Source organism: Vibrio sp. Of7-15, from assembly GCF_022347565.1.
GTDB lineage: Bacteria > Pseudomonadota > Gammaproteobacteria > Enterobacterales > Vibrionaceae > NORP241.
In genome coordinates this window covers 33,509-58,995 of the sequence record NZ_JAKRGH010000027.1, presented here as the reverse complement: position 1 = coordinate 58,995, position 25,487 = coordinate 33,509, and the positions used below count along the sequence as shown (strand labels likewise).

The window sequence follows — 25,487 nt, the reverse complement described above, 5'->3', positions numbered from 1 at the left end:
CAGCGCCAATACCTGCTCAAGCTCGTTGTGCTCTATCGCCTCGGCGTGGCGGATCAGTTCTTTACTTCGATGTCCAAATCACCTTGGAATTGTTCATTAATTTTTCCTGCCAGCGCCATCACGGCCCCTGGCAATTTCAGGGCGTCATCTAAAGCGTCTTTATCGTCTTTGTGCACGATGCGGCGCAAATAGTTAGTGGCTGGGGCAACCTTATCGAAAGGCGTGGTTTCATTGGTGAGTTTATTGAACGCCGCTAGGGTTGGTTCAAAACGAATATCCATACCTGCTACGCCGAGTACAATAATTCTTTTAGTCATGCGGTTTCTCTTTTACTGAGGATTTCATACACGCGGTTAAAGCCCGTTTCAATTTGTCGCTCTAACCGCTCGGTTAAGTCTTTCACTTCTTCTTTGGTGGCGTAGGTTTCCGCCACGTGGGTTTTGTAGTCCGACAGCTCTTTCGCCTGTTTGAACACCAAACCCGCCAATATGATCACGAGGGAAATGACCCCCACGCTGGCATTTATCCAATCTGGTTCCATGGCTACTCCCGTGGTGGAATCTCTTTCAGTCGTTTGCCTTGCAAGGACGCAATCACATCATCCACGGTGTCTTGCACCACATCATTGGTGGTTAAGTTCTTGAGCTTTTCCAGCCCCCATATCACCAACCGCGTGGCAAAACGCTCCACTATCACGGTCCAGGACAGCGACGTTACGAGGCTTTTTAGCACTTCATATAAGGTTTTCAGTAAAACACTGGTTACAAAATTCATGGTTAATCCTTCACGATGGTTAATAAACATGGCTCGCCATCCAGCTCCGCCATAACACAATTAAAAGCACTGGTTGAATTGAGTACCGCCCACTCACCATCGAGTACCCCAAACGCCACACCGGGGGCCAAACAGCCTTGCAACTGCGACACTTTATTGGCTTTGTGCATCAGCACATGGGTGCGCGTGCTAGGGCCAAAACGGGTCACGCCTAACTTGGCTTCTTCTAAGGCATAACAATCGCCAAACTTAGGGCTGTGATGAGGCAGCATGTGATAGGTGCCTTCTGGAATACACGACACATTGGGCTGGTTGTTCTGCCATGATCGTTCTAACACCACACAGACTTGACTGCCGTCCGGTCGATGCAAGGTCGAAAAGGTACCGTGTTCAAAGTAACGACGTTTTAAGATAAACGATTTCATAAAGCTCCTTGTTCAATCAAACTCTGGCAGCGAGCGCAATGCTGGCAGCCAGGCACCAGTTCTTGGCGTTTTACAGGAATGGCCACGTCACATTCTTGGCACGTTTTGGCACTCGTTTGTGACGACGGCACCTGATTTTTCCGATGGCGGGCGATCGCCATTTGGCGCTGTTTGGCTTCAATCTCGCTGGCTCTGTCGAGAACATCCATTTATCCCCCTGTTAATCCAGTAAGTTGCGCGTGTCTTGTTTGCTCAAATAAGGCACCCCGTCAATCTCGATAAAACTTGGGCTGGTCACGATGCCTTTGATTTTGTGTTTCGATTTGTCGGTGGAAGATGGGTCGAGATCAAGCAAACTGTCGATGAGCAATTTGACCCCAAACACTTCAATTTCTAATTCGTCTTTGCCCGTATTGGCATAAAACAGGCAATCATGAGGGTCAATCGCGCGCCAACTGCCTGCTTTTTTGGCCGCTTCCCCCAGTAGCTTGAAGTTTTTTGTATCAAGTTCGTATTCCACATCGGCGCTCACCGCACCGTCGGTATAACCATCCGGCACCCCGCGAGTTTGGGCGGCGGTGCTCTCATCCGAAATGGACACGGACGCTTTTTCGACATGGATGAGGGTGCCGTGAATGTCCACATCAAAACTTAAGCCTGAAATCCGTTTGTTCATTGGCTTTCTCCTGGGTTACTCAAATCCAGCATCAAATTGGCAGTGATGGTTTTGGGGCAATCTTTGGGTTTGGCCTGCATGTAAATCCCCACCGATTGCTTGTTTTCCCACACAATCGAAATGTCGTCGGAGCTGGGTGATTCGATTTCCCCAGGGAACACCACATCCCTCACCGTGGCTGACACCGCCATTTCACGCAGTGGGCGGCAATAACGCGCTTTGGCTCGCGCCGTACTGGCTGGGGTGCTGTTGAAAGCTCGGTCCCCGACATCAGCGAGAGCAATCAAACGAATACGACGGGCGATTTTGTCGATGATGCGGCGGTATTCCACCACTTGAAAATCCCCGCCTTCCACGTCCAACATGCGGCCATCGGCCCAGTAAATGCCCTCATAATCCGGAAACCACGCTGGAACCGACAACCGATTTTGCTCTAAAGTTTGCAATGTGGCGGTGGTCAGTACCGCTCCCGAGCTGTCCACTGGTAAAGTGACGTCCCCAATCAATGGCCCAGTTTTCACCCGCATAGGCGTATCGGCAATGGACACGGCTCTGCTACACAATCGACCTGCCAATTTCCCCAGTGCATCTGGGAAAAGTTGTGGTACCAGCATCACGCCATCGGCGGCTATGGTGTCCTGAATCGCCACGGTGGCGGCTTCGTAATCGGCCCACGTTTGGGTGTTGGCATCGATGCCTGGCGAGCACAACATCATGAAAGTCCATCGACCGTATTTGGCGATCAATTCATGGTACAAGGCTTGGGCCGCCGTAATGGTGGCTTGCTCAGTGGTGGGTACCGTTAACACCACCGCTTCAAAACTTTGGGTTTGCTGAGCAAGGTGCACTGCGTCCACCCAATTTTCAGGGGCCGACAGCACATACACCGCCGCACTCCAGTTTTGGCCCGCGTTCAACATCGCCGCTTCCACATTGGCTTTGAGGGCTGAGCCCTCATCCAGCAACGCGGCCAGTTCTGATTGGGTATTGACCGAAAGTAATTGACCCGCGTTCTTGGTGCCCACCCCAACAAAGAGAAAGTGACGTTCGACTTCGGTCACGGGCCCTTGTTTCTGGTTTTGGGCATTAATTTGTACGATTGGCCACGCCATGGTGATCCCTCTTATTGTTGTCCAAAGACATGTTTCATGGTGGCTTTCTGTGACACCTTATGGTTAACCTCAACAAATGGGCGTTTAGGCATTGGAATATCCCATGTTGATTTACCCTCATTCCCCTTCAAGTGACGCAAGGCTACACTCGCTTCCTGCATGCTCACATGTTGATAAATCCACGTCGCATTGGGCTTGGTGCGCTTGCCTTTTGGCGCTTTAGGGTTAAGACGAGCAGACCAAATAGAAAACCCCAACCTTCTCAACTTCAAAGCTTGATGCTTGGTACAGCCTTGAACCGTATCGCCTTGCTCTGTCTTGATTGACTCTGTTTTTTCCGCATTAAGAGCATTGATGGCTTGTGCTCTATTGCCTTTGAGCCGCACCCCATGGTGATGGATGTACGCGACTTGTGCGGACCTTCGGTTCCGCCAACTAATGGTGGCGGTATGGCCATTGTTTTGTGTCACCCCAATAAAGCGACCTAAAGAGGCTTGCATTTGCCTTGAAGGCTGACGCTTCCTTTTTTTCCACACTTGGCCATCTGGATCTTTTTGTCTAAATCGATTCGCTCTTGATTTACGAATATTGGCTTGCGCTATTTTTTGCAGTGCTTTTTTTCGCTGTGGCTTGGTCATCATCAACGACTTCAGCCAATTTTTTGTGCTGACTTCCGATTGCTTATCCACATTAATTTTGATCATCTGGCGTCACCAAACTGGGTGGATTGGTCTTGCTGTAAATCGCAATGTTCTCGGCGTACCACACGTCGTAAGGCGCATTGGTCCATCGCTTATTTCGCCAATGAATCTCCCCATCTGGCGCTTCCACCACAGAAAGTCGTTCCATCAACTCCACTTCGATGGTCATCACCACGGTGTCATCACTTTCCGGTTCAATATCAAAACTGGGCTTGGCTAACTCAAACTTTTCAAAATATTCATCGTGGTCGTCTAACCAGGCCATGACATTGGCCATCACCACCGCTGGGCTCTGCTTTTTAAAAGGAAAACGCTCAAAACTAAACACCGCGTTGTAACGCATAAAACCGATGTCCATGCCATGGCCTTGATGCTTTGGCGCGAGTGTCAGCTCGACATCTTCCATCCAACATTCCATGTGCTGATGCAAACGCGCATCGGTGGTGTTACTTAAATGCAAGTTCAACAGCTGCAACATGTAACCCGCTTGTGCCTGATTCAGGGGTTCGCTCACCATCAGCCCTCGTTATAACAACCCTATTCCACAGCGACTGTGGCCACTCATGGCGCGAATGTGTTGCTGGCTTTCGGCCAATAAGCGGTCGGTAATGTCGCGCTCATTTTCCGACAGTCGATCCCCCGCCTCTTTGGTTTGCACGCTGGCGAACTCCGACACCATGTCGGCTTTAGCACGAGCAAACACCGCTTTTTCATACAAGATAACGACATTATTCTTGCCGAGTACTTTAGGCAGCCCTGGGATGTCGGCGGCGCTCTGAATGCCTTCGGCCTGATACCCCGCTTTCACGGTGGTTAATTCAATGTTGATTTGGCTCACCGCGGCCGCCAGAGAAAACGCCACGCTTTCGGCATCCATGTCCGCTGGAATACCACGGCGTTTTTCAAAATCACCGACATTCAAATTGGGCCAAAAGCCATCATTGTCGATTTCGGTGTCCTGATAACTGCTGGTCGGTTTGCCGTTAAACATTCAACCTCCTTAATAGGTGCGCCTCTGGCCACTGGTCAACGAGTCACAATGAGCTGTTGCTATTGCACTCTTGCCAGCCGAGGCGCGGTGGCGTAGGAGCTGTTACAGATTGTTGCTCGATTCCAGCGCTCGGATACGCTGATGAATTTTGTCGATGTGAGTCGTCACACCAATGGCCGCATATTGATTATTTGCTTCGGTCAGCAAAGCCAGAGCTTCGTTTAAGGTTTCCACACTGCCAACGGATGACGCCACGGGTTTGCCTTTGTCATCATTCAATAGCCTTAAGCCCGCAAACTTAAACCACTTCGCGGTGGGCTTTTCGTGGATACGCCACTCATGGCGAACTTTATTGAACACGGTGGTGAAATACGGCTCAACGGAGTGCCCTTGAGCGGCCATTTTTTCTGACCAGGCCAAGACTTCATCGGCACAGAACGTGGCAAAATCGCGCTTAAATCGCTCCGGTGTATCTAACTCCCGTTCGATGGCGATATCACACCACTTGATGGCGGTCTCTAAATCCCCGATATCAAATAACCAGATCACCATTTTGGCGAGCAGTGGGTTATCAAAGGTGTCTTCACCGGCTAAGTACGCTTCAATGGCCTCGCGGTATTTAGGCACCAACACATCACGTTTGTGCGCCACCTTTTCATCAATACGATTCAAGCCTTTCAGGACTTTTTCATCGGTTTCTAATTCCGCCAGTAATAGATGCAAGCTGTTCGTGTTAGCCACAGTTATTACGGTGGCTTTTTCCTGCGCTTGCTGGTTAATAATCTGCTGGCGTTGTCGAGCTAATGGGCTCACCATGTACTTTCCCCTTATGCGGCTGCTTCGACAACGGTCACGTCTTCGATAGCGGCAAACTTGTGGTAGTTCCCCACCGCGTAACCTTCCATTCGTAGATATGACGTTTCAAAACGTTTGCGATCTTCTTCGTTACGCGATTTACGCCACTGCGTCCCTTTTTGCGTCAATATCTGCAAGTTCGTCAGGTTAGTGACCCAAATGCTGTTAGGAGGGAAAAATGGTGGTGTATACACCGTTTTACCTGCCACGGTTTTCGCGAGGCTTTGCGCCGCTTTATGCTCTGTTGGGACTTCGGCGGACTCCAATAGACGGTGCTGCTCGGCGGCGACCAAATTGCGGCCAATCAGGACAATTAAATCCGGATCCCCTTGGTGCACTTCATGAATGGTGGTGTTCACCAAATCATTCACGAGTGAATCCAAATTTTTATACGACTCTGGCGTTGTGCCTGTCGGATCTAATTTTGCGCTCAGTAATACTTGTGATGAGGCTTTTTCCTTGGCCAGCTGCAACCAGCCTTTGTTGACATCTTGCCCCATTGGATTCGCGACTGGATCGGTGTTTTCACCCGCAACAGAAGTGCCATGGAAACCAATGCGCAATTTGTCTAACGCAAAGTTCCGTGTGATGGCATTGTTCATCAGCTTCGTCCACTGGCCTTTACCACCTGAGTTTGCCCAAATGGTCATGGTTATCCAGTTTATGTGTGCACCAGAATCCGTTTCGAACAGCTCATAGGTATTGCCACTTTGATCTAACGATGCCGTAAATCGCCCGTCTTTCACTCGCCCGGTCAGCAGGCCGCTGTCGCCCACATCAATCACTTGGCCTTTGATCTGATCCACAAGAATATTTGATATGCGATTCAAGAATGCATCGGATTCAACAATGGCCTGGCGAAGTTTTGTCTCCATGACTGGCGTAATATTAAATTGCTTAGAAGCGTCCTCAACCCCTGCGGCTTTAGCAACGGCTTGACAATAGGCTTCTAAATATTGAGTAGAAGTAGCATTCAGCACTTACACCACCTCCATTACTTCAGAATCAGCGCCTTCTTCACCTGGCTTTTGGCCTGGCTTTTCACCTTTTAGCTCGGCGAACTGAGTTTTAAGACTACGTACTTCTTCCATTACTGGTGAAAGCTGCTTTGTCAGTTCGTCACTGAATAGCTGCACAGAGAAGTCTTTGTCTTTATCTTCTTCTGGGCTTTTGCCTTCAGTTGAAAAACCTTCAACTTTCCCAGCAAGATCACTGATTTTAGTTTCTTGGGCGTTCTGCTTGGATTCAATACTGTCAAGCTTTCCCATGAGCTCACTAAATTGCTCTGGCTTCATTTCTTCTTCCTCACTAGGAGTTGGTTCTTGTTCTGACGCTGTCAATTCACCAGGCAACTCACCACGCATTGCCAGACTCGCTAATGCAGAAAAGAAATTGCTCAATGAATTCGGTTTAGACTGACACTCTGAAAAATCCAGCTCTTCCAGTTGGCTAACTTCACGAATAATCTCTTCACCTTCCGCGGTTGAGAAAGCGAGGCGCGTTGTTCCTGTGCTTGCTGGTTTATCTGTTACAGCCAAGCCACGCAGGTAACAACGACCCGTACCTAAATAATCAGGGTCAACTTCAACTGAGGTGAAAAGCTTCTGTCCGTCTTTGTTCGCCGATAGCAAATAGTGATTTGGCGTTAACTTTGCGAGTAACCGAAGTTTTCCTGCTCGCTTCTCAGCTTTCAGTTCTTCAACTACACCCCAGTTCTTGCCTTCATATGGCCCCCAAGGCGTATCACCCTTGTAATGTTCAGGCCATATCAATGCTGTGGATTTGTCATGAGAATAGGTTTCCGCCATATCCTTAATCCACGTAGCAGAGATGATGCGCTTATCTACCGTCGCACCTTCTGTCGCTACAATTTTCCAACCACTGGTTTTTGCCATTTGAGTCATTTACCTAATATTAATTTGTCAGTCAGGTATGTCTTGGCTCAAACAATACGCTTTTGAATGAGTGCTTTCAGCCACTTCAATAGCGGGAAATTCGGATTTAATCGATATCCGAATCCATCCGAATTCGACCTTGTTATTTGAAAGTTTTTGGCGCGTATGATTGGCGCATGGCATATTCAAATGAAACTCGACACGCTGCCCGATCCCTTTATATAAAGGCTTGGACACCCAAAGAAATCGCTTCCGAATTAGGTTTGAACAGCACCCGTATTCTTTATCACTGGGCTGACAAATACGGATGGCGTGATATGTTGCGCGAGCAAACGGTTGATGAATCAATAGCGCGCAGAATTGAAACCTTGCTAGAGCTGGAGAACCCAACCAAAGGCCAGCTCGATATGCTTGATCGACTGATTAAGCACCATGTACAACTGAAGAAATTCAGATCACAAGAACAGAAAGGTGGCGTCGGCTCTGAAGTCAATCCCGCGCCTTCCCAAGAGAAAAAGTCCCCTTCAACACGCAATGGCAAAACCTCGCAGGCGAACAAATCTGACGACAAGCCGAAAAAGAAGAAAAACAAAAAGAATAACATTTCAGAGTTAACAGAAGAGAACTTTGCCACCTGGCATGATTCACTGTTCGAATATCAGCATACGATGCGCGACAACATACATCAGCGCATTCGTAATATTCTGAAGTCACGACAAATTGGTGCTACCTATTACTTCAGTGGTGAAGCGTTAGAAAACGCGGTTTTAACCGGCGATAACCAAATATTTTTATCCGCTTCTCGCGCTCAGGCTGAAGTGTTCCGCAGTTATATTATTGCCATTGCGGAAGAGTTCTTAGGTATTGAGTTAACGGGTAACCCGATCATTTTATCGAATGGGGCCGAACTTCGCTTTCTCTCAACCAACTCTAAAACCGCACAAAGTTATCATGGCCACGTTTATGTGGATGAGTATTTTTGGATACCTAAATTTGATGAGCTGAACAAACTGGCTTCGGCCATGGCCACGCATAAAAAATGGCGTAAGACTTACTTTTCAACCCCATCGGCCAAAACGCACCAAGCATACCCATTTTGGACGGGCGACCAATGGCGACGTGGACGCGATACCCGAGCCAATATTGAATTTCCGACCTTTGATGAATACCGAGATGGCGGCCGGCTCTGCCCTGATAAGCAATGGCGATATGTTGTAACGATTGAAGATGCCGCAGCAGGCGGTTGTGATCTTTTTGATATAGAAGAACTTCGAGACGAATACAGTAAAGACGATTTCGATAATCTGTTTATGTGTATTTTCGTTGATGGTGCCAGCTCCGTATTTAAGTTCTCTGCACTCGAAAAGGCGATGATTGACATCAGCCACTGGCAAGACTTCAACCCTTCTGCTGATTTTCCTTTTGAGCGCCGTGAAGTTTGGCTTGGTTATGATCCAAGTCGAACCCGAGACAATGCCTGTTTGGTGGTTATCGCGCCTCCTCTTGTGGCGATAGAAAAGTTCAGGGTATTAGAAAAACACTATTGGAAGGGGCTTAATTTTCAGTATCAAGCCACTCAGGTTTCTAAAGTCTTCGAGCGTTACAACGTCAGTTACCTTGGTATCGACACCACTGGCATTGGTGCCGGAGTTTATGATCTTCTTAGTGTGAAACACCCAAGAGAGACCGTTGCCATTCCCTACAGCAATGAAAGTAAAAACCGCTTAGTGATGAAGATGATAGATGTTGTTGAAGCAAACCGGATTCAATTTGATGCAGAGCACAAAGACATAGCAATGGCCTTTATGGCAATTAAACGGGCGACGACCAATAGTGGCAACAACATGACCTTTAAAGCTGAGCGCAGTGAATTAACTGGCCACGCCGATGCATTCTGGGCCATCTCTCACGCCATTATCAACGAGCCTCTCGATCACACGGCAAAACGCAAATCAACCTGGCAGATGTAATCAATGACAGAACAAACTTTACAAGAGACACAAACACAAGATAAGCCTAATGATGAAAGCATCATGTTTAGCTTTGGTGAGCCTGAAATCATGAATAGAGATTTCACCAACTACGATTACAACGAGCTTTATTACAATGACGATGGCGATTATTGGGAGCCACCACTGGATAGAGCTGGGCTGAATAAACTGACCCGTGCTAATGCCTACCATGGTTCCATTTTAATGGCTCGGCGGAATATGATTTCTGGACGCTTTGTGAAAGGAGGAATGCAAAAACAGCAAATCCAATCGTCAGTGCATGATTACTTAGAGTTTGGGGATACGGCGGTGCTGAAACTCCGTAATTATTTTAATAAAGTGGTTGGGCTTTGGCCTGTGCCATCCATGTATATTCGCAAGCGTAAAAATGGTGATTTTGCGTTTTTAGAACGTGATGACAAACAGCGAAATTACAAAAAAGAAGACATCATTTTTATTAAGCAATATGACCCGGTGCAGCAAGTTTATGGTGGCCCAGATTATTTAGGCTGTGTTCAATCTGCCCTACTCAGTAAAGATTCCACCACGTTCCGCCGACGCTATTACAAAAATGGCTTACACATGGGCTTCATTTTTTACGCAACGGATCCAAATCTCAGCCGCGAAGATGAAGAAGATTTAAAGAAAAAGATGGCCTCTAGCCGTGGGGTTGGTAATTTCCGTTCTATGTTCATTAATATTCCAAACGGCAATGAAAAAGGCATTCAATTAATTCCTGTTGGCGACATTGCCACCAAAGACGAATACGAAAAAATCAAAAACGTCACTGCGCAAGAGGTGATCACTGGCCACCGATTCCCTGTTGAACTGGCGGCCATTATTCCAAACGGTGGTACCCGTGGCGACCCAATTAAATTTGATTATGTATACAGCAAAAACGAGGTTATCCCCGCCTGCGAAATGTTCATGGATGCCGTAAACAACGACCCAGAAGTGCCAAAACACCTGCACCTTGAGTTTGATTTAACGAACGTAGCGGCTTAGATGGAACTGAAATTTTTTGCAATTTTGTTTTCAACCTCCAATTAGTGCTCAGCCCTTACCCCATAAGGGCTGAACAACCTAAAAGCAGATCATTAAAACACACGCCAGATCATCCAAAAACCTGACGTAAAATACAAAAACAACAACTTATCAAACACTTACAAAAAGCCATGAGATCTTTAGAGATCATCATAATTTCAATTTCTTGCAATTTTTTGCACTCTTCGCAATTTTCCTAGCCGCCCTATAAGCCATTTTTAGCGGGGCTAACACTCGCTAAGCCCCGTTATTCCTAAAGGGCTAGCGGCTTAATAGCGTCTTTTTGAAGTGGCTTAATTTCGCTGAAATAAAATTGCGAAAATTTTAGATCGTAAACGTCGCAGGTGGGGAGGAGGAGTGCGTTTTCCGTCGCGCGCGTGTACTTTCCGTAATGGACTTTGAGCCCACCAATACTCAATCAATATCACAATAGCCTTGCTCACTCATTTACAATAAAAATAAAACACCTACATTAAATTCAGGAAGTAAACATCTCATACAAGGAAGATATATGACTAACTGTAAACGTCCGCACACATCGGTACTGCCTACTCTTAAAAATGTTTCTATGAATGATTATCAATCTGCCCATATTAAGGGACACCTTCTTAATAACAGCTTGGGAGGCATTGGACTTCCAAGTAACCTATTTCCTATAACCTGCAACCATGCTCATGACCGTTTTTTAGATGTTGAGATCAACCGGGATATATCCAGTGGCACATTCATAAAAACATGGGTATCTGCTGGTATCTCTACCCCAGTAACATCCGCTGATATAGATTGGTTAAACGAAAACACTCCACCGAGTCTAAGATTTGATAACAGATAGACAATAACTTCATACACTAAGCATAAAACCAACTGTACATAAACACAGCCATTAACGTATTATTTCCTCGTCAGCCAAGGAATAATCAGGGGATTTATGCGAGTTTTATGTAAATGCGGAGAGCGAGCAGCAATAAGCCACAGCTACTCTAATGATCATGAATCAGAGTTAGCATGCTCATGCACAAACCCAAGATGTGGCCACTCTTTTATCAGTGGCCTTGCTTATAAGCATTCTTTAAAGCCATCTAAAATTCATTTAGGTATGGGGGCGGCAAGTAAGCCAATATTGGCGGGTAGTCGTATCTTTTGTGGTTGTGGAGAACGGGCGATTATTACGAAAACTAACCGCCTGTCTAATGATTGTGCTGATTTATATTGTGAATGCAAAAACCATGAGTGTGAGCATCAATTTGTTATGTCGTTGTACTTCAGTCACACACTCAGTCCATCATCAATGGATACCAATGATTTGGCCACATGCCTAATTAAAGTTCTAACTCCTGACAAGCGCGACGACTTAAAACAACAACTGGCATTGTTTTAATATTGAGTTCATCAACAGGGGCAGCACTTAGCTGTCCTTTTTTATGGCTATGGATTAACGACAAAACAAAAACTCCAATCTCGTGATTTTCCACACTATCGCCACATGTATCATCTGCCATCGCACACAAAACAAAATCTTCTGCTTTCTGATGTAGTTCAGACATTTAGCCTCCTAACTGACGTTTTACTGTATATTAATACAGTATTTTTAAGGTAACAAATTTATTTCTTATGTTTCTCGCCTATACTGAAAAGGCGATTGATTTATCTAGCCACGGCGAACTCTAATAACTCTAATGCAGTGGTGTTGTGACACGCTTCAAACTCACAATTTTACTAACCATAGTTGGCATACCTATGTAATGAACCCGCCATATTTGGTGTGTTCTAACGGAGTTTTATGCCAGGCCAAAAGAAAGAAATAGACCCTATCGTGTTGTTTTTAATACAAGAACGATTAAGACAACGTAAAACACAGAAAGTAATCGCTCACCTAACAGGGATCGAATACAGAATGATTCAACGTTTAGAGCAAGGCAGTCGGCCAATCGACATTTGCCAAATACGGTTACTCTGCAAAGCCCTCAACATTCCCTTCTCACACATAGCACTCCATGAAGCAATGAGAGAATCACAACATAACCTGCTTCAATCTCTTCCCGCTAATATCCGCAGCAACTTGATAGAGTTAATCGCATCCATTCACCAAGAACTAGAAAATCATCGAACTTGATATCTACGTTATGACAAGTTGCTAAACGCGCAACCCGTTAAAAAGCAATTTTTTGAAATATAACAATATGACCGTGAATGTATTCTTCACGAAGTTTAGTGTCTGGTTGGAAATAAAAAAGGCCAACCTGGTCAGGCTGGCCTCTTGTGAAAGACTACATTGCATATAAGTATTTATCTTTTATTATTACTCACACCAATTTTTTACCTTAGTACCGCCGTCATATGCGACAGCTAAGCCAGAGTCAATTAAGGCCTCCGTCAAACTTTCATTATCTGCATAAACATCAGCGACAATCCGAAAATATTTACCACGCTTAACGTTCTTAAGCTCCACCTTCTTAGCTGAGCGTAAGAAGTTAACTGTTAGCTGCTTGGCTTTTTGAGCAAGTGCCTTTTCTTTTTTACACTTTCCACGAATTTCTGGTGTATCAACACCGGAAACCCTGATCCCAATACGCTCACCAATCAGTGAATGGACATCTTTTATATTGGCTCGAAACGTATCACCATCATAAATAGATGTAACCTCTGACACAGTCAGTGTTCCATGGTTTTTATCTTTAATACTTGCCGCATTAGCACTACCTGAAATAAGCAATATAAGCATTAATCTATACATAGAAATTCCATCTCCATTTTATTTTAAGTGACGCCATGTTATCACTTCAATTTCTGGGCTTTATATGAATGGCCATCATTGAGTGACTAAAAAGGACAATTCGCCCCGTATTTTCTGAGCACTTTTTCAATGTATTCCCAAAGTTCATCTAAGTCTCGATACTCCAAATAGAAGTTACTGTCTACGAACTGGGCTCCGCTCGATGAAAATTGAGGCTGCTCTGCATCTTTCCCACCGATTCCAAGCTCAAACGTGGCTGAAAATTTTCCACCTTTTGGTCTTACATTGAATTTTATGTGATAAGTCCAATGACTTTCAGATTGGCTGCGTCGATATAAAGCAGGAATCCAACCGGAATCGTAGAAATTAGGGTAGCGTTGATTTGGAAACTGGGGAGTAGAGTAAGGAGGAAAGGTCGGTAAGTTAGAGAGAAGTTTGCTGGCCATTTGATTGAAAGCATTTATGTACGCCTCTTTTATGGCAGCTGCTTTCTTTCCATTAAAGCCCATTACTAAGAACATAAAGCCGTCTTTGGTCATCTCCCATAAAGTGTAAGACTCACCGTTTTGCTCATTCTTTTTGGGGTGTGCGAAATAGTTCGCACACCTAAAGTCTTCCGAGCAATCTAGTTTATTAATGCTTCGGCAAACATCGTTGTGTCGTCTTCCAAACGCTTGAGAAACTAATTTAGATGTAGTGACAAGTTCGCCAGAGTGTTCAAATACAAGATCAGAAGAGTCTAAAGTTATAGTGATTTGATTGGTCATAATGACCTCCTTGGAATGATTGCATTAATCACCACACAAAGGTCCTAATCTTTGGGTGGTGAACTGAGCAAGGTTAGGACTACCGCTTCCAAGGATACGGCCAGCATAAAGCTGCCTTGCCCAGCCCACCATAATTTAGATAGTACGGTTCTTATACGAAACGTCTATGTATAGATGCGTTAAGGCCACACATAAAAAAACCAGCAAAAAGCTGGCGTCTATGCGCCTTGGAAATCAAAACGGGGTCCTAATCCCGGCACTGGATTTTGCCAGTGCAAGGGTAGATTAGCGGATGAAGGCTATACTCGTCAATAAAGAAATAAAGAGCATGATGTGCATTGATGAGCTTTGATTAAGTGCCAGACAATAAAGGTGCTATGAGTTGGATTCACACAGCACCTGAAAATATACAGATTCAGTTAATTATTGACACTATGGTCGTTTATTATGCTACTTGGATTCACTCTTCTTTATTTTCCAGTATTCACTTCGTAGTTGTTCAAACTCATTATCATAAAATGAATAATCTTGCGGCTTTCTTTGGCACATTTTTTCGAAAGCGATCCAAGGAGCAGCTCCTTTTGTATGTTCAAACATGATTGGCTGCTTTTCTTCATGAGGAGGAACAAAATAATTAGCCAAATATCGCACAGTGTCAAAGTCCCCCTTTACTAAATCACATAATGTATAATCGATTAGAGTGTCTGAACCAGAAGGAAGAAAATGATCGGTATCACACACTGCTGTTTTTACACAATACATTACCTCTTTATAAATCTCGGCAATTTCAAAGCCTCTATCATATACCCACGACCATTCAAAATCATAGAATTCTTCCGGTAGATTAGTAGGCAAGGCCTTATCATATTTTATGGCAATTTCTATTTTACCAAGAATGGACATTATTTCTCTGTACCTTCCATTTTCAAAGACGAATTCAACCATTTCCTCCGACTTTTTATATTGTTTTATCGGTTTTATACTTCCATCATTTAAAATAGGAATTACCGAATAAATAGATATACAAAATGCTATTATCCCAATAAAAAAAGATATCCAACTAATTAAAGGATGTGGTTCTTTCAATTTCGAAACAGAGAGGAAGTGTATTAACCTCTTTAATCCTTTAAACATCTTCTTTCTTATGTCAGTTACTTTGAGCATAACGCCAATGTTCCCCGTTGAACCAGCAAAGCGAACCGGACTACACACTAAAAAATGCCGAGTAAAATGCATCACCTTGATTGTTTTGTTATGTTGCATGGTTTAACAAGGTCTTGATATGCTCACAAAGTTTTTTATAAGGGCTGGCACCTTCGCCATAAAACGCATGAACCGTTATGCTTTGTTCGTTGTTGTTCTGATACCACTGTTCGTATTCATTCCACGAATCGTCATAGCTGGTAATACTGCTAGCAGGGACATAAAACCTAAATCTATGAACGGCAACATTGAGCTTGGGGTAAGCGCTTCTTAGGACGGTGAAAATTTCTTGATTGCTCCCAGCCCTAGCCGGATATACCCCCTCGAAACAAACCAAAACGGAACTGAGAAAGTCATATTTTGCAGTCCGAATAGAATTGGCCTTGTTGATTTTAGCGACCCACCAACCACCTATGATTGCGGCGATGATAGTGGCAAACGGTACAATCAGATTAAGGTAGCTATATGGTATGACTACGGTGCATTCTACTTGAGTGACTGGTTCCATGTCGCAATGACTCCTTTGTATATGGGGATTGGTCTGTTTCTCTCAAATCTACTGTTCAGACTTGGTGAGCGAAGAGGCTGATACTAAAACATAACATTAACTATATGGCTGAGATCCGTATATATCTGCGATGTCAAAAGATATACGGATTTAAACCATATATACAAAACTCAAACCAAGTCATGGGCGCATAGTTAATTGGACATTCAAATAATAGGTGTGAATAAGCGAGTACGCACAAGAAGAAATCATCACTATATATAAACTACAGATCTATTACTAATAGCAATATTGGCATGTCCTTCCCTTTCCAACTCAGGGAAGAACGAAAGGTCTGATTGTTGATATTCATCAGTATAAGGTTGGGCAACCTCCTGCCCAACTTCACAAGTTAAAAGCAACTATCGTCACAAGAAAGGCTGATTTGAGTCTAAATCTATACCCAGAAATGATGTATGTGGAATGAAAACAGCACCAGAATGAATCAATGATGCCATGCGTTGTGAATCCCTCTTAAGCAAATTTTTATCATTCCAACACTATTCTAACAAGTTAATTAAATTGTCATAATCTTCTATTTGTATATCTGTGAGAAGGTCTTTCAATTGAACGGTCATTGTTGTGTGAGTTTCTCGACCATCATTCTTATTTATATGTTTTACAACTTTAGGAGTGAAACATTTAATTATATCAATAAGCCCATTGTCATCCGTAATAAATAACGACCTAATATACCCGCTTCTCCCTTCACGACCTAACTGCTCAACCTCAAGCTTAATACCAGCAAACCTAGTTATTAGCATAATATCTGCTAAAACGTTCTCAGCATCAAATTTATTAGGGTCCGCTCTGAATTTCATCAATTTTTTAGCCGCTGGATTACCATAAAGACATGCGAGTCCAATAGTCACTACAGGATGCTGTCTACTGAAATCGAATTGATCGGCTTGTTCTATTATTTCTTCAGCTACCTTTAATCGTTGTTTATTTGATACCGGGTTACAGAGCTTGAACTGATCGTTTAAAACTCTTAAAAAATCTAAGTAATCAGAACGTTTTTCTTCAATAGGGTTACCTCGTAGTTCCTTAAGGAACCCCAAAACAAACTCATCAGATTCATATATGCGAGCTTTATTGAAAAACTTTCTTATAGAAGCTAGGTCAGATAGTATCTTCTCCTCTAATTCTTCGTCTGTATCAACCCCACGAGAGTCGCTGACCTTCTCCAACAACGCAAAAAGATATGAAAAGCAATTATTAGGTCTGTCTAACTCACGAAGATAGTTAACGAGTTTTGCCTTTCGTGGATTCCTCTGGAGTTGAACGCTATTGAGTTTAGTTGCACTTACAACACAAATATCGAGCATAAACAAAGTTGGGATACTTAGTGACCACTCCCTCATCATACTATGCTGTTCTGGCGTGAGTTGCGTTTTAAATGTTATTGAATCTCCGCCAATAAATTCTTTAACCGTGTCTCGATTATCCATTTACTACCTATAATTTTGTATTCTATTCTGTTGGATGGGATGCTAACGTCTGCAATAAGGTGTGCCCCCACTGAACCCCATACCAAAACCGCGAGTGTAAAGCATCACCTTGATTGCTTTGTTAAGTTTTTTATTTCGTATTAAGCCAATTAATAATCGAGTGCTTAGCTAAACCAACAAGAAGCTCATAATTAGGCAATAACTTTTCCTCGATTTTAAAGCCATCATAAGAACGATAATCTTGGAAAAATCGATGATATGATGGATTAGGGTCGTTATGAGGAGGTTGTTCACCACGATGTATGAAACACGACCTGTGCACATATGCATCAGATATAATTGAACTTATTTCTTCCGATGTTAAATCTTCTGGGTATTTCTCAAACCGGCCTTTACTAATTAAATTATCAACATTGTGTTCCGGGTTAATACTTCTAATACTATCAGCAAGATCACTCATTGGGTGATCAACATAACTTGCCCAATCTTTAACAGGTGCATATGTTTCAAGGAACAGTACAAACCTATCTCTTAAATATTGATTATTTCCTCTTGATTCTAAATATGATTCAAATAGTTCTTTAAACATCAAATCATCTTTAGCTCGTTTCTTCCATTCATTTTCTTGTGGGTGCTTCTTTTTAACTTTACTTCGTTTTATTGCATGCTGTGCTACTACTTCAATCGCAGACACAACAAGTAAATATGCTAAACCAAAGTCATCTCTTTTTACTAATAAAGATAAATGAACCATTCTTATACTTTGCATAACTAAGAGGTACATTTTCTGATCAACGCTAAGTAACTTTGAAATCAACTTCTGAAGGTCACTGTGCATTTCAAGCAGCTTAGTTTCAGATATTCTAGTATGGTTAGCTCCCGGTCCAGCTGTTAGTACTGGGTGGTATAGAGCTAATTCACTATAATCAGATTCAGATAATTGATCTCGATTGCATAAGTAATCATCTCGCGTCGATTTACACAATTTTAATGTAGAAAACGAAATTATTGCTGATAAAGCAATACCGAACAAATGACTATTGTGAGGCCCGACTCGATCAGGGTTATTTACCTTACAAACAAATGCAGAACATGCTCCAGGCAACATAACTTTCACTGATGTTTCGACATTGCAGACTTTAAAGTCCCATGGTATTGGAAGTTCAAAAGGTGTTAGCAAATAAGAAATACTTTTTCCTTCATCCAAGTGAGACCTTATTTCGCCATCACTACGAAAAGCACTTATACACTCATCAAATAATACGTGGTCAGCAGTTACTGCACGCGACATATGAACTTTCCTTAAAAACATAACATAAACTATATGGCCGAGTTCCGTATATCTCTGTGATTTGGGGAGATATACGGATTTGAACCATATATACCGAGCGCAGATCAAGACAACATATGCAGCCATAGATGTGCTATGAATTGTACATACAAATAGGAGGGGTTTAAACGATACACATCAAAAATAGAACAAAACCCTGTAAAAAAGCTCTGTCTATTCTTGTCATAGCCTGCCAATACACTACGCCTGCTACTTTCGCAGCTTCATCAACACCTTGTATTGGTATGTTGGTTCCCTGCCAACTCAGGGAAAAACGAAAGGTCTGGTTGTTGGTATTCATCAGTCTCTGATTGGGTAAAAACCTCGTCCCAACTTTCAAAATCCATCCAACGTAGGTTGCCATCAAGCTCACGCTTAACTTCAACGAGCTGCGCTGGCCGTATACTTCCATCTTCATCGAGTTCTGGGGGTCTGATTTTGATACGAGTATCGTCATCTATTCGAACTGAACTGCCTTTCATCAATTCTGATAAGGCAAATCCATCAATATTGGGCGGGTTACTTCCTAATATTTCATCCGGTGTTAATAACCTAGATAACTGATCACCAACGTTAACTTCACGAGGCTCCGTACAGTTATTGACAGAACTCCGAGAGGAGCCAGAGGCTCCAGAAAGAGCAAGAGCCCCCGCTTCAGCTTCGTCGTTATTTTCTGATTTCTTCTTAATCGTCCAAACCTTAGTGCGAGTTTTCACAACCGACTCGGGCGTTTTAAAACCTTCAAGTTTGCGAACCGTCTCGCCATGCGAAGAAGCAAAAGGAAGCTCTTCATATACATTTGTGATCAGCAAATCATCACGCTTAACAAAAGGCCCCCCCTGCCCCATAACGTAGCCTTGCCAGTTACCATGGTCAGCGGCTTTCATCGTCCCTAAGATGCTGGCGTGTTTGGTATCGATACGCGATTCGTAGCTCTCACCAATTACCTTCATTAACTCCGCATTAGTGATCAACTTACTTGGTTTGATGGGACCAACCAAATCACGGTTCAACATAGAATAAATGGTGAGTAAATCGACACGGCTTTGCATAAACAAATATTCCATAAAGGCTTTTTTGTTCTGGTTAGCAAAACGGCGCAGTTCGCGGTAAGTGGTAACCGGCGCGCCACCAAAGAATTGAAATTGGCGAATGTTCCAACGGCTTTTCCAAGCACTCACATTCTTCGCCATATCTTTCACTGACTTGCCTGTTTCATCAGACACTTCATCGTCCATCGCAAAGCCGTCGATATTCTTAGAAATGTATTTCGCAATGTAGCCCGTTGCTGAACCAATTTCTGGATCGATGAAACCAAAATCACAACGCGGGCGATAATTCAGCGGGCCTTGGAAATGTTGCTTTTTCTCTGCGCGCTTATCATTGCGATCAAAAGATAAAAGCAGCTCATCTCGGTCTTCTTTTGTGGCATAAGAAATGAAAATATCACGCACTTGGCCCACCTCTTCAGGCTTAACCCACAACAATAAATGCCAATGTGGTGTGCCATCATGATGTGGTTCAGCTACACGAACACCAAACCAACGAATTTCATCGCGGCCTAACTTAGCGCGGATTCTCTGCCATACATTATTAAGGTACGCTTGTGCATCACGTGGGCTTGCCCCATTCCAGTGGCCAATGAAGCCGCCTTTCTTGTATGAGTTGTGATATTTAGAGGGTGTGGTTAACGTTAAGAACAGGCCTTGTAAACCCAATTCATTACCAATGTTTTCACAACCCCGACAACGGGCCATCAACTCATGACGACGAATAGCAGGGTTAGACACGCTTTTTAAAACCATGTCCTCTAACTCTGTCGTTTCTTCCGTTTCCTCATCAAAGAGCTCACATTGTTTAATGTATTCCCAGTTTCTGTTTTGCTGTTCTTTATGCTCTCGAACACAATCCCAAGAGGCATACGGCGACGCTTTAGAAGAGACCTGCCCCATCGCAATGGCCAAGTGCTCACGCATGATTTTTCTAGCCGTCACTAAACGGCCAAGCCACCATTTCTCACAGCGAATTTTAGATATGAACGGAAAAATGTTATCTGCATTGAGCTTTTTACCTGCACTTGGCGCTTTAATCCCAAAATTTTCGATAAGCTCAACGCACTGCCTGTAAACCATCAGTGCAGCCATGCTTTTGCCTTCTTCAGTATCACACTCAATGGTTGAGGTAAGCATTGCTTGGTAGCTAATGATGATGGAAGAAAGCTTAAACGCCATTTCCTTTAGCTCATCTTGTTCTAACTCGGCCAAAGTACGGTTTTTTACTGGCTTTGCGTTTTCTTCAGCTTTGTCGAAGTCGAAACAAATTTGATTAACTTTCGAATTGGTTTGGGCTTGGTGTGTAAAGTCGCTTTGCTCAGTGTCGCAATGTTCTTCACTTAGCGAAACCACCTTTTGAGTAGTAGGAAGCTTTTTATATTTACGTAAAACTAATCGTGCGCGTTCAATGGCTGGGCCTGCTTGTTCACGCAAAAAAGTATTCGCCACATAACGGCCTTTCTTTTCAAAAGCCGAGATGTAACGAGTCACAAAATACTTAGTCAAATATTCAGGCAGAACGTCAATTTTTGCTTTGGTCCAGGTAAAATCATCTGGGTTCGCATCAAAAAGCTTACGTTCCAAAACACTAAGGCCATCAGGCTCAATAATGTCGTGGTATCGGCGTGCAGCAAAACAAGCCTCGTCAACTTCAGTTAACGGGGCTTGCCATAGAAATTTAGGAGGTTTTACTGCTTGATAGTAAGACTGAACGTTCACAATAATTACTTATGCTTCAGTGCATCTAATGTCTTGTCTATTTAATTTCATACCTCCCCCAACTCTTGCGTTGTTACCAACATATAACCGCCTTGATCTTTTCCTTTACTGAGTACTCCCTTGTGTAAATGCTTGCACTCTAACGTTGCGCAAGCTCCTTCAATGGCGTCTTCCATCGAATCAAAATCGCCGACTAACATATTCAACACTTCTTGCGTGTCTTTATGGCGAACAATCCCGCCATCGGCCCCAAGTATGATCGCTGCGTATTCCATTACTTGATTTCCTTAATCGTATTTAAGTACTCATTCGCTTCTTCGATAAACATACGGCCACCTTCCACTGTCATTTGGGAATCTGAAATGGAGTGGCCAGAAGAACGAACAATCTCGTATCCAGCTTCAATGCAATCGCAAGCTTCTTCTAAACGGTCACGTAATAATTCAATCAATGTTGCTACTTCATTGAGATTTAGATTGTTCATGCCTCCACCTCCTCTTCTGTTTCGGCGGCTTCACGGGCTTCGATGATCAGCTCAGTTAATTGGCTTTCGATGGCAAGAAGTTCAGAAAGTATTTCTTCATCATTTAAGAAATCTAAAGAGAGGTCAGCATCTAAAAGAGTTTGGCGTGGAGTGTCGTCCTCATACTTGGTACTGCTTGGGTATGCTCTAACACCGATAGTATTAACGTGCCCACTAAATTGAACCATGACATGAAGCACATCCGTATTAGCCATTGCCAGCACATTAATCGCATGAACGATGTCGAACACCTCCCTATTCTTCATCTGCGCCCTTAACTCCTCTGCGGCATCAGCGACTTGTTCTGCCTGATGAACATCATCACCTGAGGACAACTCGAAGTTCATTACTACTGGCTTCGGCAATAATGAACTCATTGCAAATAACATTCGGCGTTGGTTTGTTAGTGCCAAATCAGAAAAGCGTTTTGACTGTTCTAAATTTGAGTTTGATTGTTTTAATAACTGGCGTGCTTCTTCACGCATTTCTGCCGCTTGCTCTAATTCACTCATCTTCTATGCTCCTACGCTAAGACGAAAAAAAAAGCCCCCAAGAAACAGGGGCAAAGTTGGCTAGGTTTTAATGGGTACTACTGAATTGGTAATGCTTAAGGCGACGAACATCGCCGAGGGTGTTATCAAATCCAACAATCATCTCTTTCAGATACATCATTCCGCGTCGGATTTTGTGAAGCTCTAAATCATCAAACGAATCGAACGAACGCTGATAATCTCGGGCTGGTAAACCACCTGCGATAAGCACCAAACCACGGCTTTTATCTGGCAGTTCATTGAACATTTTTTCTAACTTGCAACGGGTCGCTTCACCTGTGAAAAGAGACTTACACGCCGCAATGCTTTCTAGCGCATTAGGTACTGGCGCTTGTTCCTGTTTTCTAGCTAACTGGCTCATCATTTCTCCTTAAGCGAAACCGGGAATCGGTGCACCGTTGGCAATTAAATCCACGCCCATACTCAAAATTGGGGAAGCGCCAGAAGTGCGGTTTTCGACATCGTTAATAAGCAGCACAAGGTTACTAATGCCCTCTTGCGCTTTTTTAATCAGGGAGTGTTTGCTGGTACGCGAAAAGCGTGGGGTATTGCCGTGCTCCAATGCCCATGCTGAAATTTCCCCAGCGTTCACGTTATGTTTTAAAAGGCGGCTCAAGATTGTTTCGGCTTCATCCGAGTTCTCAATCGGAGCAGTAACAACATTAAGCTCAAACAAAAGGCAATTAAGTAACGTGTAATTGCCGCTGACCTTAGAAACAGCAATAAGCTCGACGGGCTTTAACACGTGAGGTTGCTCTGGGTTCAGCTTGTTACGCAGCATGCCCGGTGGCATATTCAGAACTCGGGCAATCCCTTCCATGTTCTCAGTTCTCGCAAACGCGTAGCATGCTTCGTCAAATGACTTTTGTTTGAGCTCACAGAATCCGCACATTGAGTTATTTGCGTCCATAACTAATACTCAAATAAAGAAGAAAGGTACGAGAACGAATAACCAGCCAATAAGGTTTAACCAAACTGGGCATTTTTCAGGGTGCTTTTCTTCCCAATCCCCGCTTTTGCTACTGCGTAAAGCGGGGTTAGTTTTAGGTGGGATAGCGCGGCTCATACTTCTTGCTCCGCACAACGCTGGAAGACTTTAACAAGATTAATCAGGACGCTACCGCGTTCGCCCTTCTTTTCTAGAATGGGTATGTCGCCAGCAGCGATGGCACGATCTAATGAAGATGAAGACCAGCCAGTCATTCTAATAAACTCTTTTTTAGTACAAAAAGGTGCATTAACCGCTATTTGAAGAGATGCCATAAGTGATATCCTAGTTGTTTGAGATTTGTTGATGCTTATTGGTAGAAGATGGCAGCATCAATTGAATATAAGATATTGTTGATCTTATTTGCGACCTTTTCAAGCTCAATTAAAACATAAATTGTTATCGAGCTCATCCTAGATCGAATATGAGACAGCAATCAAATTTTTATAGGACATTAAGCAATGGGCAAAATCCCAGCAAAAGTGCCTCCATTTGACTATTTAGGCGGCAAAAACTTCACTGAAAAGCTAAAAGAAGTCACAGGGAGCACTAACTACAATATTCTTGCTGATTATTTTGGAATCCCAAAATCGACCTTACTTACTTGGCATACTCATAACCGAACAGGCTTTGAGCTAATAGTTAGAGAGCACCTAGCTACAGGTGCTTCCGTCCGCTACATGGCTTTAGGCGAAGGAGAACCTTTCGATCAACAATCAGAGCCAGCAGCCGCATTAGCAACCTTCAAACTTATTGATGGTTCTCTCATCGAAAGCAAGCAACGCACAATAGATTTATCGACATTAGAAGACTTTGGGTTAGAGCCGTCATACACATTAGTTGTGGAGGATGACGCTGGTATTTATTACCTCAACAAAGAATCGAACAACCCTTCATCTGGTAGTTATTTAATTGATATAGACGGGCAGCTATCAATTAACTTCATTCAGCGTTTACCTGGGCAAAAGCTATCTATAAATATTGGCGACTCTTGTATCGAAGCAAAAGTAGACGACATAAAAGTACTTGGCCGCGTGGCGATGGAAATGAAAAAGAAATAAATGAGCCCAATACTTCGTTTTTTAATACTTGCCGCCATGGGGGCTTTTATCGTGTTCTACGGAATGGAAGGCGTAAAAGAGTTAGCTGAAGTAGGCCGAAGCGCTGGAAAGTAAAAGAAACATGCTGTGTATTCGTCATGGCTCACAAATACGCATCATGTTTGCTTGCAATCAAATTACTAGGAGTGATTTTCTCGTTAGAATCTAGCTTTGACAAAAAGTTTGGAGATAATGGAAATGGAATACCAAAAAATAAATATTTATAAAAATAAAAACAAAAAATACCGTCTAAAATATTATTAGACGATATTACATAAAATTTCAGCCTTGTATTATATAAGGAAAACTTAAAAGTCTTTGTAATGCTTACTTATTGTAATCTTCTTTGGCAAATTTGTTTTTTTAACATTTTCCTTTAACACATCTAAATATATATATTTAGATGAAAACCAAATCCCATTAGATTTACCAGCTTTTTTAAGTTTGTCTGATAATTCTTTGTCTGTTTTAGCCTTGAACATTAAATAATATAATCCAGGATCTGATAGTTCAACATAGAAAGACAAGTGTTTCTTTGCCCCTACAAATAAGTATAAATTCTGTAGATATTTTTTCTTTGGAAACACATCATCATAAATTTTAGGTGTTAACTCATTAGATAGCCTTTGTTCATCACCATTGCGAGTTTCTACTTTATAAACACTTAATGGTGACTTTTTCCACTTCATATCTACATCATTAGTTCCTGTATTTTGCACCAATACATTCACTATGACTCCAATATTTCCATTTGAGAGTTTAATCTGTTCATGAGATATTTCTATAAAGCTAGAATCAGTACCATCAATCTTATCTTGTAAATCCTTTAGCTCTAACTTAGCCTTCTTTAAATTCTGTTCTGTTTGATCTAATTCTTGAAGTGCCTTCTCTTTTTGATTAAGAGCATCAAACGTATACAGAGTCCAAGCACCACCAAACAAAACAGCAATAGCTAGAATTAAGTAATGAAAATTCTCCGCTATATCCAAAAGGCTGCAGAAAAAATCCTTTATGTGAGCATAAATCCTAGATATGACGTTCATAAAAAACCATTGTAT

The 25,487-nt window shown here is 43.0% G+C and carries 34 protein-coding genes; 5 read left to right on the top strand and 29 right to left on the bottom strand.

Features of this window, described 5'->3' with window-relative positions:
• Positions 1-53: 53 nt before the first annotated feature.
• The 13 genes from MHO82_RS21145 to MHO82_RS21085 form a co-directional block, all read right to left on the bottom strand.
• The gene (locus MHO82_RS21145) at positions 54-317 is read right to left on the bottom strand and encodes a putative phage tail assembly chaperone (protein ID WP_239187534.1); all 264 of its coding nucleotides are present in this window, start codon (positions 315-317) and stop codon (positions 54-56) included.
• A complete protein-coding gene (locus MHO82_RS21140; RefSeq protein WP_239187532.1) occupies positions 314-541 on the bottom strand; it encodes a hypothetical protein in 228 nt (75 codons plus the stop codon). Before MHO82_RS21140 ends, MHO82_RS21145 begins: the two co-directional genes overlap by 4 nt.
• A 2-nt stretch (positions 542-543) precedes the next feature.
• A complete protein-coding gene (locus tag MHO82_RS21135) occupies positions 544-774 on the bottom strand; it encodes a hypothetical protein (protein ID WP_239187530.1) in 231 nt (76 codons plus the stop codon).
• Between the two features lie 2 nt (positions 775-776).
• The gene (locus MHO82_RS21130) at positions 777-1,199 is read right to left on the bottom strand and encodes a DUF5675 family protein (protein WP_239187528.1); all 423 of its coding nucleotides are present in this window, start codon (positions 1,197-1,199) and stop codon (positions 777-779) included.
• The gene (locus MHO82_RS21125; RefSeq protein ID WP_239187526.1) at positions 1,196-1,408 is read right to left on the bottom strand and encodes a TraR/DksA C4-type zinc finger protein; all 213 of its coding nucleotides are present in this window, start codon (positions 1,406-1,408) and stop codon (positions 1,196-1,198) included. The genes MHO82_RS21130 and MHO82_RS21125 overlap by 4 nt, the downstream gene beginning before the upstream one ends.
• 11 nt (positions 1,409-1,419) lie before the next feature.
• Positions 1,420-1,875: a phage protein gene (locus MHO82_RS21120; protein WP_239187524.1), complete on the bottom strand. Its 456-nt coding sequence runs from the start codon at positions 1,873-1,875 to the stop codon at positions 1,420-1,422.
• Positions 1,872-2,987, bottom strand: a complete 1,116-nt coding sequence (locus MHO82_RS21115; protein ID WP_239187522.1) for a DUF2586 domain-containing protein — start codon at positions 2,985-2,987, stop codon at positions 1,872-1,874. The genes MHO82_RS21120 and MHO82_RS21115 overlap by 4 nt, the downstream gene beginning before the upstream one ends.
• Before the next feature lie 11 nt (positions 2,988-2,998).
• Entirely contained in the window at positions 2,999-3,691 is a 693-nt protein-coding gene (locus MHO82_RS21110) for a phage virion morphogenesis protein (RefSeq protein ID WP_239187520.1), read from the bottom strand.
• Positions 3,678-4,205 carry a phage tail protein gene (locus tag MHO82_RS21105; protein ID WP_239187518.1) on the bottom strand — a complete coding sequence of 176 codons (528 nt, stop codon included), beginning with the start codon at positions 4,203-4,205 and terminating at the stop codon, positions 3,678-3,680. The genes MHO82_RS21110 and MHO82_RS21105 overlap by 14 nt, the downstream gene beginning before the upstream one ends.
• Positions 4,206-4,214: 9 nt before the next feature.
• Entirely contained in the window at positions 4,215-4,679 is a 465-nt protein-coding gene (locus MHO82_RS21100) for a head completion/stabilization protein (RefSeq protein WP_239187516.1), read from the bottom strand.
• A gap of 102 nt (positions 4,680-4,781) precedes the next feature.
• A complete protein-coding gene (gene gpM / locus MHO82_RS21095) occupies positions 4,782-5,495 on the bottom strand; it encodes a phage terminase small subunit (protein ID WP_239187514.1) in 714 nt (237 codons plus the stop codon).
• An 11-nt stretch (positions 5,496-5,506) separates the two neighbouring features.
• Complete coding sequence (locus MHO82_RS21090) at positions 5,507-6,514, bottom strand: phage major capsid protein, P2 family (protein ID WP_239187512.1); 1,008 nt, start codon at positions 6,512-6,514, stop codon at positions 5,507-5,509.
• A complete protein-coding gene (locus tag MHO82_RS21085) occupies positions 6,515-7,429 on the bottom strand; it encodes a GPO family capsid scaffolding protein (RefSeq protein ID WP_239187510.1) in 915 nt (304 codons plus the stop codon).
• A 176-nt stretch (positions 7,430-7,605) separates the two neighbouring features.
• Here MHO82_RS21085 and MHO82_RS21080 point away from each other — a divergent pair, with 176 nt between their 5' ends.
• The 3 genes from MHO82_RS21080 to MHO82_RS25895 all read left to right on the top strand — a co-directional run bounded on the left by MHO82_RS21080 (position 7,606) and on the right by MHO82_RS25895 (position 11,842).
• A complete protein-coding gene (locus MHO82_RS21080) occupies positions 7,606-9,399 on the top strand; it encodes a terminase family protein (RefSeq protein WP_239187508.1) in 1,794 nt (597 codons plus the stop codon).
• A 3-nt stretch (positions 9,400-9,402) separates the two neighbouring features.
• A complete protein-coding gene (locus MHO82_RS21075) occupies positions 9,403-10,425 on the top strand; it encodes a phage portal protein (RefSeq protein WP_239187506.1) in 1,023 nt (340 codons plus the stop codon).
• A gap of 967 nt (positions 10,426-11,392) precedes the next feature.
• Positions 11,393-11,842 carry an ogr/Delta-like zinc finger family protein gene (locus MHO82_RS25895; protein WP_343299976.1) on the top strand — a complete coding sequence of 150 codons (450 nt, stop codon included), beginning with the start codon at positions 11,393-11,395 and terminating at the stop codon, positions 11,840-11,842.
• Here MHO82_RS25895 and MHO82_RS21065 read toward each other — a convergent pair.
• The gene (locus MHO82_RS21065) at positions 11,784-12,008 is read right to left on the bottom strand and encodes a hypothetical protein (protein WP_239187504.1); all 225 of its coding nucleotides are present in this window, start codon (positions 12,006-12,008) and stop codon (positions 11,784-11,786) included. The genes MHO82_RS25895 and MHO82_RS21065 overlap by 59 nt on opposite strands.
• A 236-nt stretch (positions 12,009-12,244) precedes the next feature.
• Here MHO82_RS21065 and MHO82_RS21060 point away from each other — a divergent pair, with 236 nt between their 5' ends.
• On the top strand, positions 12,245-12,577 hold the full coding sequence (locus tag MHO82_RS21060) for a helix-turn-helix transcriptional regulator (RefSeq protein WP_239187502.1): 333 nt from the start codon (positions 12,245-12,247) through the stop codon (positions 12,575-12,577).
• Between the two features lie 186 nt (positions 12,578-12,763).
• Here the strand turns inward: MHO82_RS21060 and MHO82_RS21055 are convergent, their stop codons facing one another.
• From MHO82_RS21055 to MHO82_RS20990, 14 genes are all read right to left on the bottom strand, one after another.
• Positions 12,764-13,198: a thermonuclease family protein gene (locus tag MHO82_RS21055; protein ID WP_239187500.1), complete on the bottom strand. Its 435-nt coding sequence runs from the start codon at positions 13,196-13,198 to the stop codon at positions 12,764-12,766.
• 86 nt (positions 13,199-13,284) lie between these two features.
• Positions 13,285-13,965, bottom strand: coding sequence for a Rha family transcriptional regulator (locus MHO82_RS21050; RefSeq protein WP_239187498.1), 681 nt, complete (start codon positions 13,963-13,965; stop codon positions 13,285-13,287).
• Positions 13,966-14,415: 450 nt separating this feature from the next.
• On the bottom strand, positions 14,416-15,129 hold the full coding sequence (locus MHO82_RS21045; RefSeq protein ID WP_239187496.1) for a hypothetical protein: 714 nt from the start codon (positions 15,127-15,129) through the stop codon (positions 14,416-14,418).
• Between the two features lie 88 nt (positions 15,130-15,217).
• Positions 15,218-15,676 (bottom strand): hypothetical protein, encoded by a 459-nt coding sequence (locus MHO82_RS21040; RefSeq protein WP_239187494.1) that lies wholly within the window; start codon positions 15,674-15,676, stop codon positions 15,218-15,220.
• Between the two features lie 539 nt (positions 15,677-16,215).
• The gene (locus MHO82_RS21035) at positions 16,216-17,166 is read right to left on the bottom strand and encodes a hypothetical protein (RefSeq protein WP_239187492.1); all 951 of its coding nucleotides are present in this window, start codon (positions 17,164-17,166) and stop codon (positions 16,216-16,218) included.
• Between the two features lie 130 nt (positions 17,167-17,296).
• A complete protein-coding gene (locus MHO82_RS21030) occupies positions 17,297-18,457 on the bottom strand; it encodes a hypothetical protein (RefSeq protein ID WP_239187489.1) in 1,161 nt (386 codons plus the stop codon).
• Positions 18,458-18,723: 266 nt separating this feature from the next.
• A complete protein-coding gene (locus MHO82_RS21025) occupies positions 18,724-21,267 on the bottom strand; it encodes a replication endonuclease (RefSeq protein ID WP_239187486.1) in 2,544 nt (847 codons plus the stop codon).
• A 47-nt stretch (positions 21,268-21,314) separates the two neighbouring features.
• The gene (locus MHO82_RS21020) at positions 21,315-21,542 is read right to left on the bottom strand and encodes a hypothetical protein (RefSeq protein ID WP_239187483.1); all 228 of its coding nucleotides are present in this window, start codon (positions 21,540-21,542) and stop codon (positions 21,315-21,317) included.
• Positions 21,542-21,751, bottom strand: coding sequence for a hypothetical protein (locus MHO82_RS21015; RefSeq protein ID WP_239187480.1), 210 nt, complete (start codon positions 21,749-21,751; stop codon positions 21,542-21,544). Before MHO82_RS21015 ends, MHO82_RS21020 begins: the two co-directional genes overlap by 1 nt.
• Positions 21,748-22,302, bottom strand: a complete 555-nt coding sequence (locus tag MHO82_RS21010) for a hypothetical protein (protein ID WP_239187477.1) — start codon at positions 22,300-22,302, stop codon at positions 21,748-21,750. The genes MHO82_RS21015 and MHO82_RS21010 overlap by 4 nt, the downstream gene beginning before the upstream one ends.
• Positions 22,303-22,369: 67 nt before the next feature.
• Complete coding sequence (locus tag MHO82_RS21005) at positions 22,370-22,702, bottom strand: hypothetical protein (RefSeq protein WP_239187474.1); 333 nt, start codon at positions 22,700-22,702, stop codon at positions 22,370-22,372.
• A 9-nt stretch (positions 22,703-22,711) separates the two neighbouring features.
• Positions 22,712-23,251, bottom strand: coding sequence for a phage regulatory CII family protein (locus MHO82_RS21000; RefSeq protein ID WP_239187471.1), 540 nt, complete (start codon positions 23,249-23,251; stop codon positions 22,712-22,714).
• Positions 23,252-23,260: 9 nt separating this feature from the next.
• The gene (locus MHO82_RS20995) at positions 23,261-23,407 is read right to left on the bottom strand and encodes a hypothetical protein (protein ID WP_239187468.1); all 147 of its coding nucleotides are present in this window, start codon (positions 23,405-23,407) and stop codon (positions 23,261-23,263) included.
• A complete protein-coding gene (locus MHO82_RS20990; RefSeq protein WP_239187465.1) occupies positions 23,404-23,604 on the bottom strand; it encodes a Rha family transcriptional regulator in 201 nt (66 codons plus the stop codon). Before MHO82_RS20990 ends, MHO82_RS20995 begins: the two co-directional genes overlap by 4 nt.
• 186 nt (positions 23,605-23,790) lie before the next feature.
• On the opposite strand from MHO82_RS20990, the gene MHO82_RS20985 reads away from it, so the two are divergent.
• The gene (locus MHO82_RS20985; protein ID WP_239187462.1) at positions 23,791-24,390 is read left to right on the top strand and encodes a helix-turn-helix domain-containing protein; all 600 of its coding nucleotides are present in this window, start codon (positions 23,791-23,793) and stop codon (positions 24,388-24,390) included.
• A gap of 347 nt (positions 24,391-24,737) precedes the next feature.
• Here MHO82_RS20985 and MHO82_RS20980 read toward each other — a convergent pair whose 3' ends face one another.
• On the bottom strand, positions 24,738-25,472 hold the full coding sequence (locus tag MHO82_RS20980; RefSeq protein WP_239187459.1) for a hypothetical protein: 735 nt from the start codon (positions 25,470-25,472) through the stop codon (positions 24,738-24,740).
• Between the last annotated feature and the right edge of the window lie 15 nt (positions 25,473-25,487).

Excerpts from the sequence above, each read along its gene's own strand:
- MHO82_RS21115 (WP_239187522.1), bottom strand. The coding sequence starts at position 2,987 with ATGGCGTGGCCAATCGTACAAATTAATGCCCAAAACCAGAAACAAGGG.
- MHO82_RS21140 (WP_239187532.1), bottom strand. The coding sequence starts at position 541 with ATGGAACCAGATTGGATAAATGCCAGCGTGGGGGTCATTTCCCTCGTG.
- MHO82_RS20995 (WP_239187468.1), bottom strand. The coding sequence starts at position 23,407 with ATGAGCCGCGCTATCCCACCTAAAACTAACCCCGCTTTACGCAGTAGC.
- MHO82_RS21100 (WP_239187516.1), bottom strand. The coding sequence starts at position 4,679 with ATGTTTAACGGCAAACCGACCAGCAGTTATCAGGACACCGAAATCGAC.
- MHO82_RS20990 (WP_239187465.1), bottom strand. The coding sequence starts at position 23,604 with ATGGCATCTCTTCAAATAGCGGTTAATGCACCTTTTTGTACTAAAAAA.
- MHO82_RS21020 (WP_239187483.1), bottom strand. The coding sequence starts at position 21,542 with ATGGAATACGCAGCGATCATACTTGGGGCCGATGGCGGGATTGTTCGC.
- MHO82_RS21065 (WP_239187504.1), bottom strand. The coding sequence starts at position 12,008 with ATGTCTGAACTACATCAGAAAGCAGAAGATTTTGTTTTGTGTGCGATG.
- MHO82_RS21105 (WP_239187518.1), bottom strand. The coding sequence starts at position 4,205 with ATGGTGAGCGAACCCCTGAATCAGGCACAAGCGGGTTACATGTTGCAG.
- MHO82_RS20985 (WP_239187462.1), top strand. The coding sequence starts at position 23,791 with ATGGGCAAAATCCCAGCAAAAGTGCCTCCATTTGACTATTTAGGCGGC.
- MHO82_RS21010 (WP_239187477.1), bottom strand. The coding sequence starts at position 22,302 with ATGAGTGAATTAGAGCAAGCGGCAGAAATGCGTGAAGAAGCACGCCAG.
- MHO82_RS20980 (WP_239187459.1), bottom strand. The coding sequence starts at position 25,472 with ATGAACGTCATATCTAGGATTTATGCTCACATAAAGGATTTTTTCTGC.
- MHO82_RS21120 (WP_239187524.1), bottom strand. The coding sequence starts at position 1,875 with ATGAACAAACGGATTTCAGGCTTAAGTTTTGATGTGGACATTCACGGC.
- MHO82_RS21040 (WP_239187494.1), bottom strand. The coding sequence starts at position 15,676 with ATGGAACCAGTCACTCAAGTAGAATGCACCGTAGTCATACCATATAGC.
- MHO82_RS21045 (WP_239187496.1), bottom strand. The coding sequence starts at position 15,129 with ATGCTCAAAGTAACTGACATAAGAAAGAAGATGTTTAAAGGATTAAAG.
- MHO82_RS21015 (WP_239187480.1), bottom strand. The coding sequence starts at position 21,751 with ATGAACAATCTAAATCTCAATGAAGTAGCAACATTGATTGAATTATTA.
- MHO82_RS25895 (WP_343299976.1), top strand. The coding sequence starts at position 11,393 with ATGCGAGTTTTATGTAAATGCGGAGAGCGAGCAGCAATAAGCCACAGC.
- MHO82_RS21110 (WP_239187520.1), bottom strand. The coding sequence starts at position 3,691 with ATGATCAAAATTAATGTGGATAAGCAATCGGAAGTCAGCACAAAAAAT.
- MHO82_RS21060 (WP_239187502.1), top strand. The coding sequence starts at position 12,245 with ATGCCAGGCCAAAAGAAAGAAATAGACCCTATCGTGTTGTTTTTAATA.
- MHO82_RS21000 (WP_239187471.1), bottom strand. The coding sequence starts at position 23,251 with ATGGACGCAAATAACTCAATGTGCGGATTCTGTGAGCTCAAACAAAAG.
- MHO82_RS21145 (WP_239187534.1), bottom strand. The coding sequence starts at position 317 with ATGACTAAAAGAATTATTGTACTCGGCGTAGCAGGTATGGATATTCGT.
- MHO82_RS21130 (WP_239187528.1), bottom strand. The coding sequence starts at position 1,199 with ATGAAATCGTTTATCTTAAAACGTCGTTACTTTGAACACGGTACCTTT.
- MHO82_RS21055 (WP_239187500.1), bottom strand. The coding sequence starts at position 13,198 with ATGTATAGATTAATGCTTATATTGCTTATTTCAGGTAGTGCTAATGCG.
- MHO82_RS21050 (WP_239187498.1), bottom strand. The coding sequence starts at position 13,965 with ATGACCAATCAAATCACTATAACTTTAGACTCTTCTGATCTTGTATTT.
- MHO82_RS21035 (WP_239187492.1), bottom strand. The coding sequence starts at position 17,166 with ATGGATAATCGAGACACGGTTAAAGAATTTATTGGCGGAGATTCAATA.
- gpM (WP_239187514.1), bottom strand. The coding sequence starts at position 5,495 with ATGGTGAGCCCATTAGCTCGACAACGCCAGCAGATTATTAACCAGCAA.
- MHO82_RS21080 (WP_239187508.1), top strand. The coding sequence starts at position 7,606 with ATGGCATATTCAAATGAAACTCGACACGCTGCCCGATCCCTTTATATA.
- MHO82_RS21005 (WP_239187474.1), bottom strand. The coding sequence starts at position 22,702 with ATGAGCCAGTTAGCTAGAAAACAGGAACAAGCGCCAGTACCTAATGCG.
- MHO82_RS21030 (WP_239187489.1), bottom strand. The coding sequence starts at position 18,457 with ATGTCGCGTGCAGTAACTGCTGACCACGTATTATTTGATGAGTGTATA.
- MHO82_RS21075 (WP_239187506.1), top strand. The coding sequence starts at position 9,403 with ATGACAGAACAAACTTTACAAGAGACACAAACACAAGATAAGCCTAAT.
- MHO82_RS21085 (WP_239187510.1), bottom strand. The coding sequence starts at position 7,429 with ATGGCAAAAACCAGTGGTTGGAAAATTGTAGCGACAGAAGGTGCGACG.
- MHO82_RS21125 (WP_239187526.1), bottom strand. The coding sequence starts at position 1,408 with ATGGATGTTCTCGACAGAGCCAGCGAGATTGAAGCCAAACAGCGCCAA.
- MHO82_RS21135 (WP_239187530.1), bottom strand. The coding sequence starts at position 774 with ATGAATTTTGTAACCAGTGTTTTACTGAAAACCTTATATGAAGTGCTA.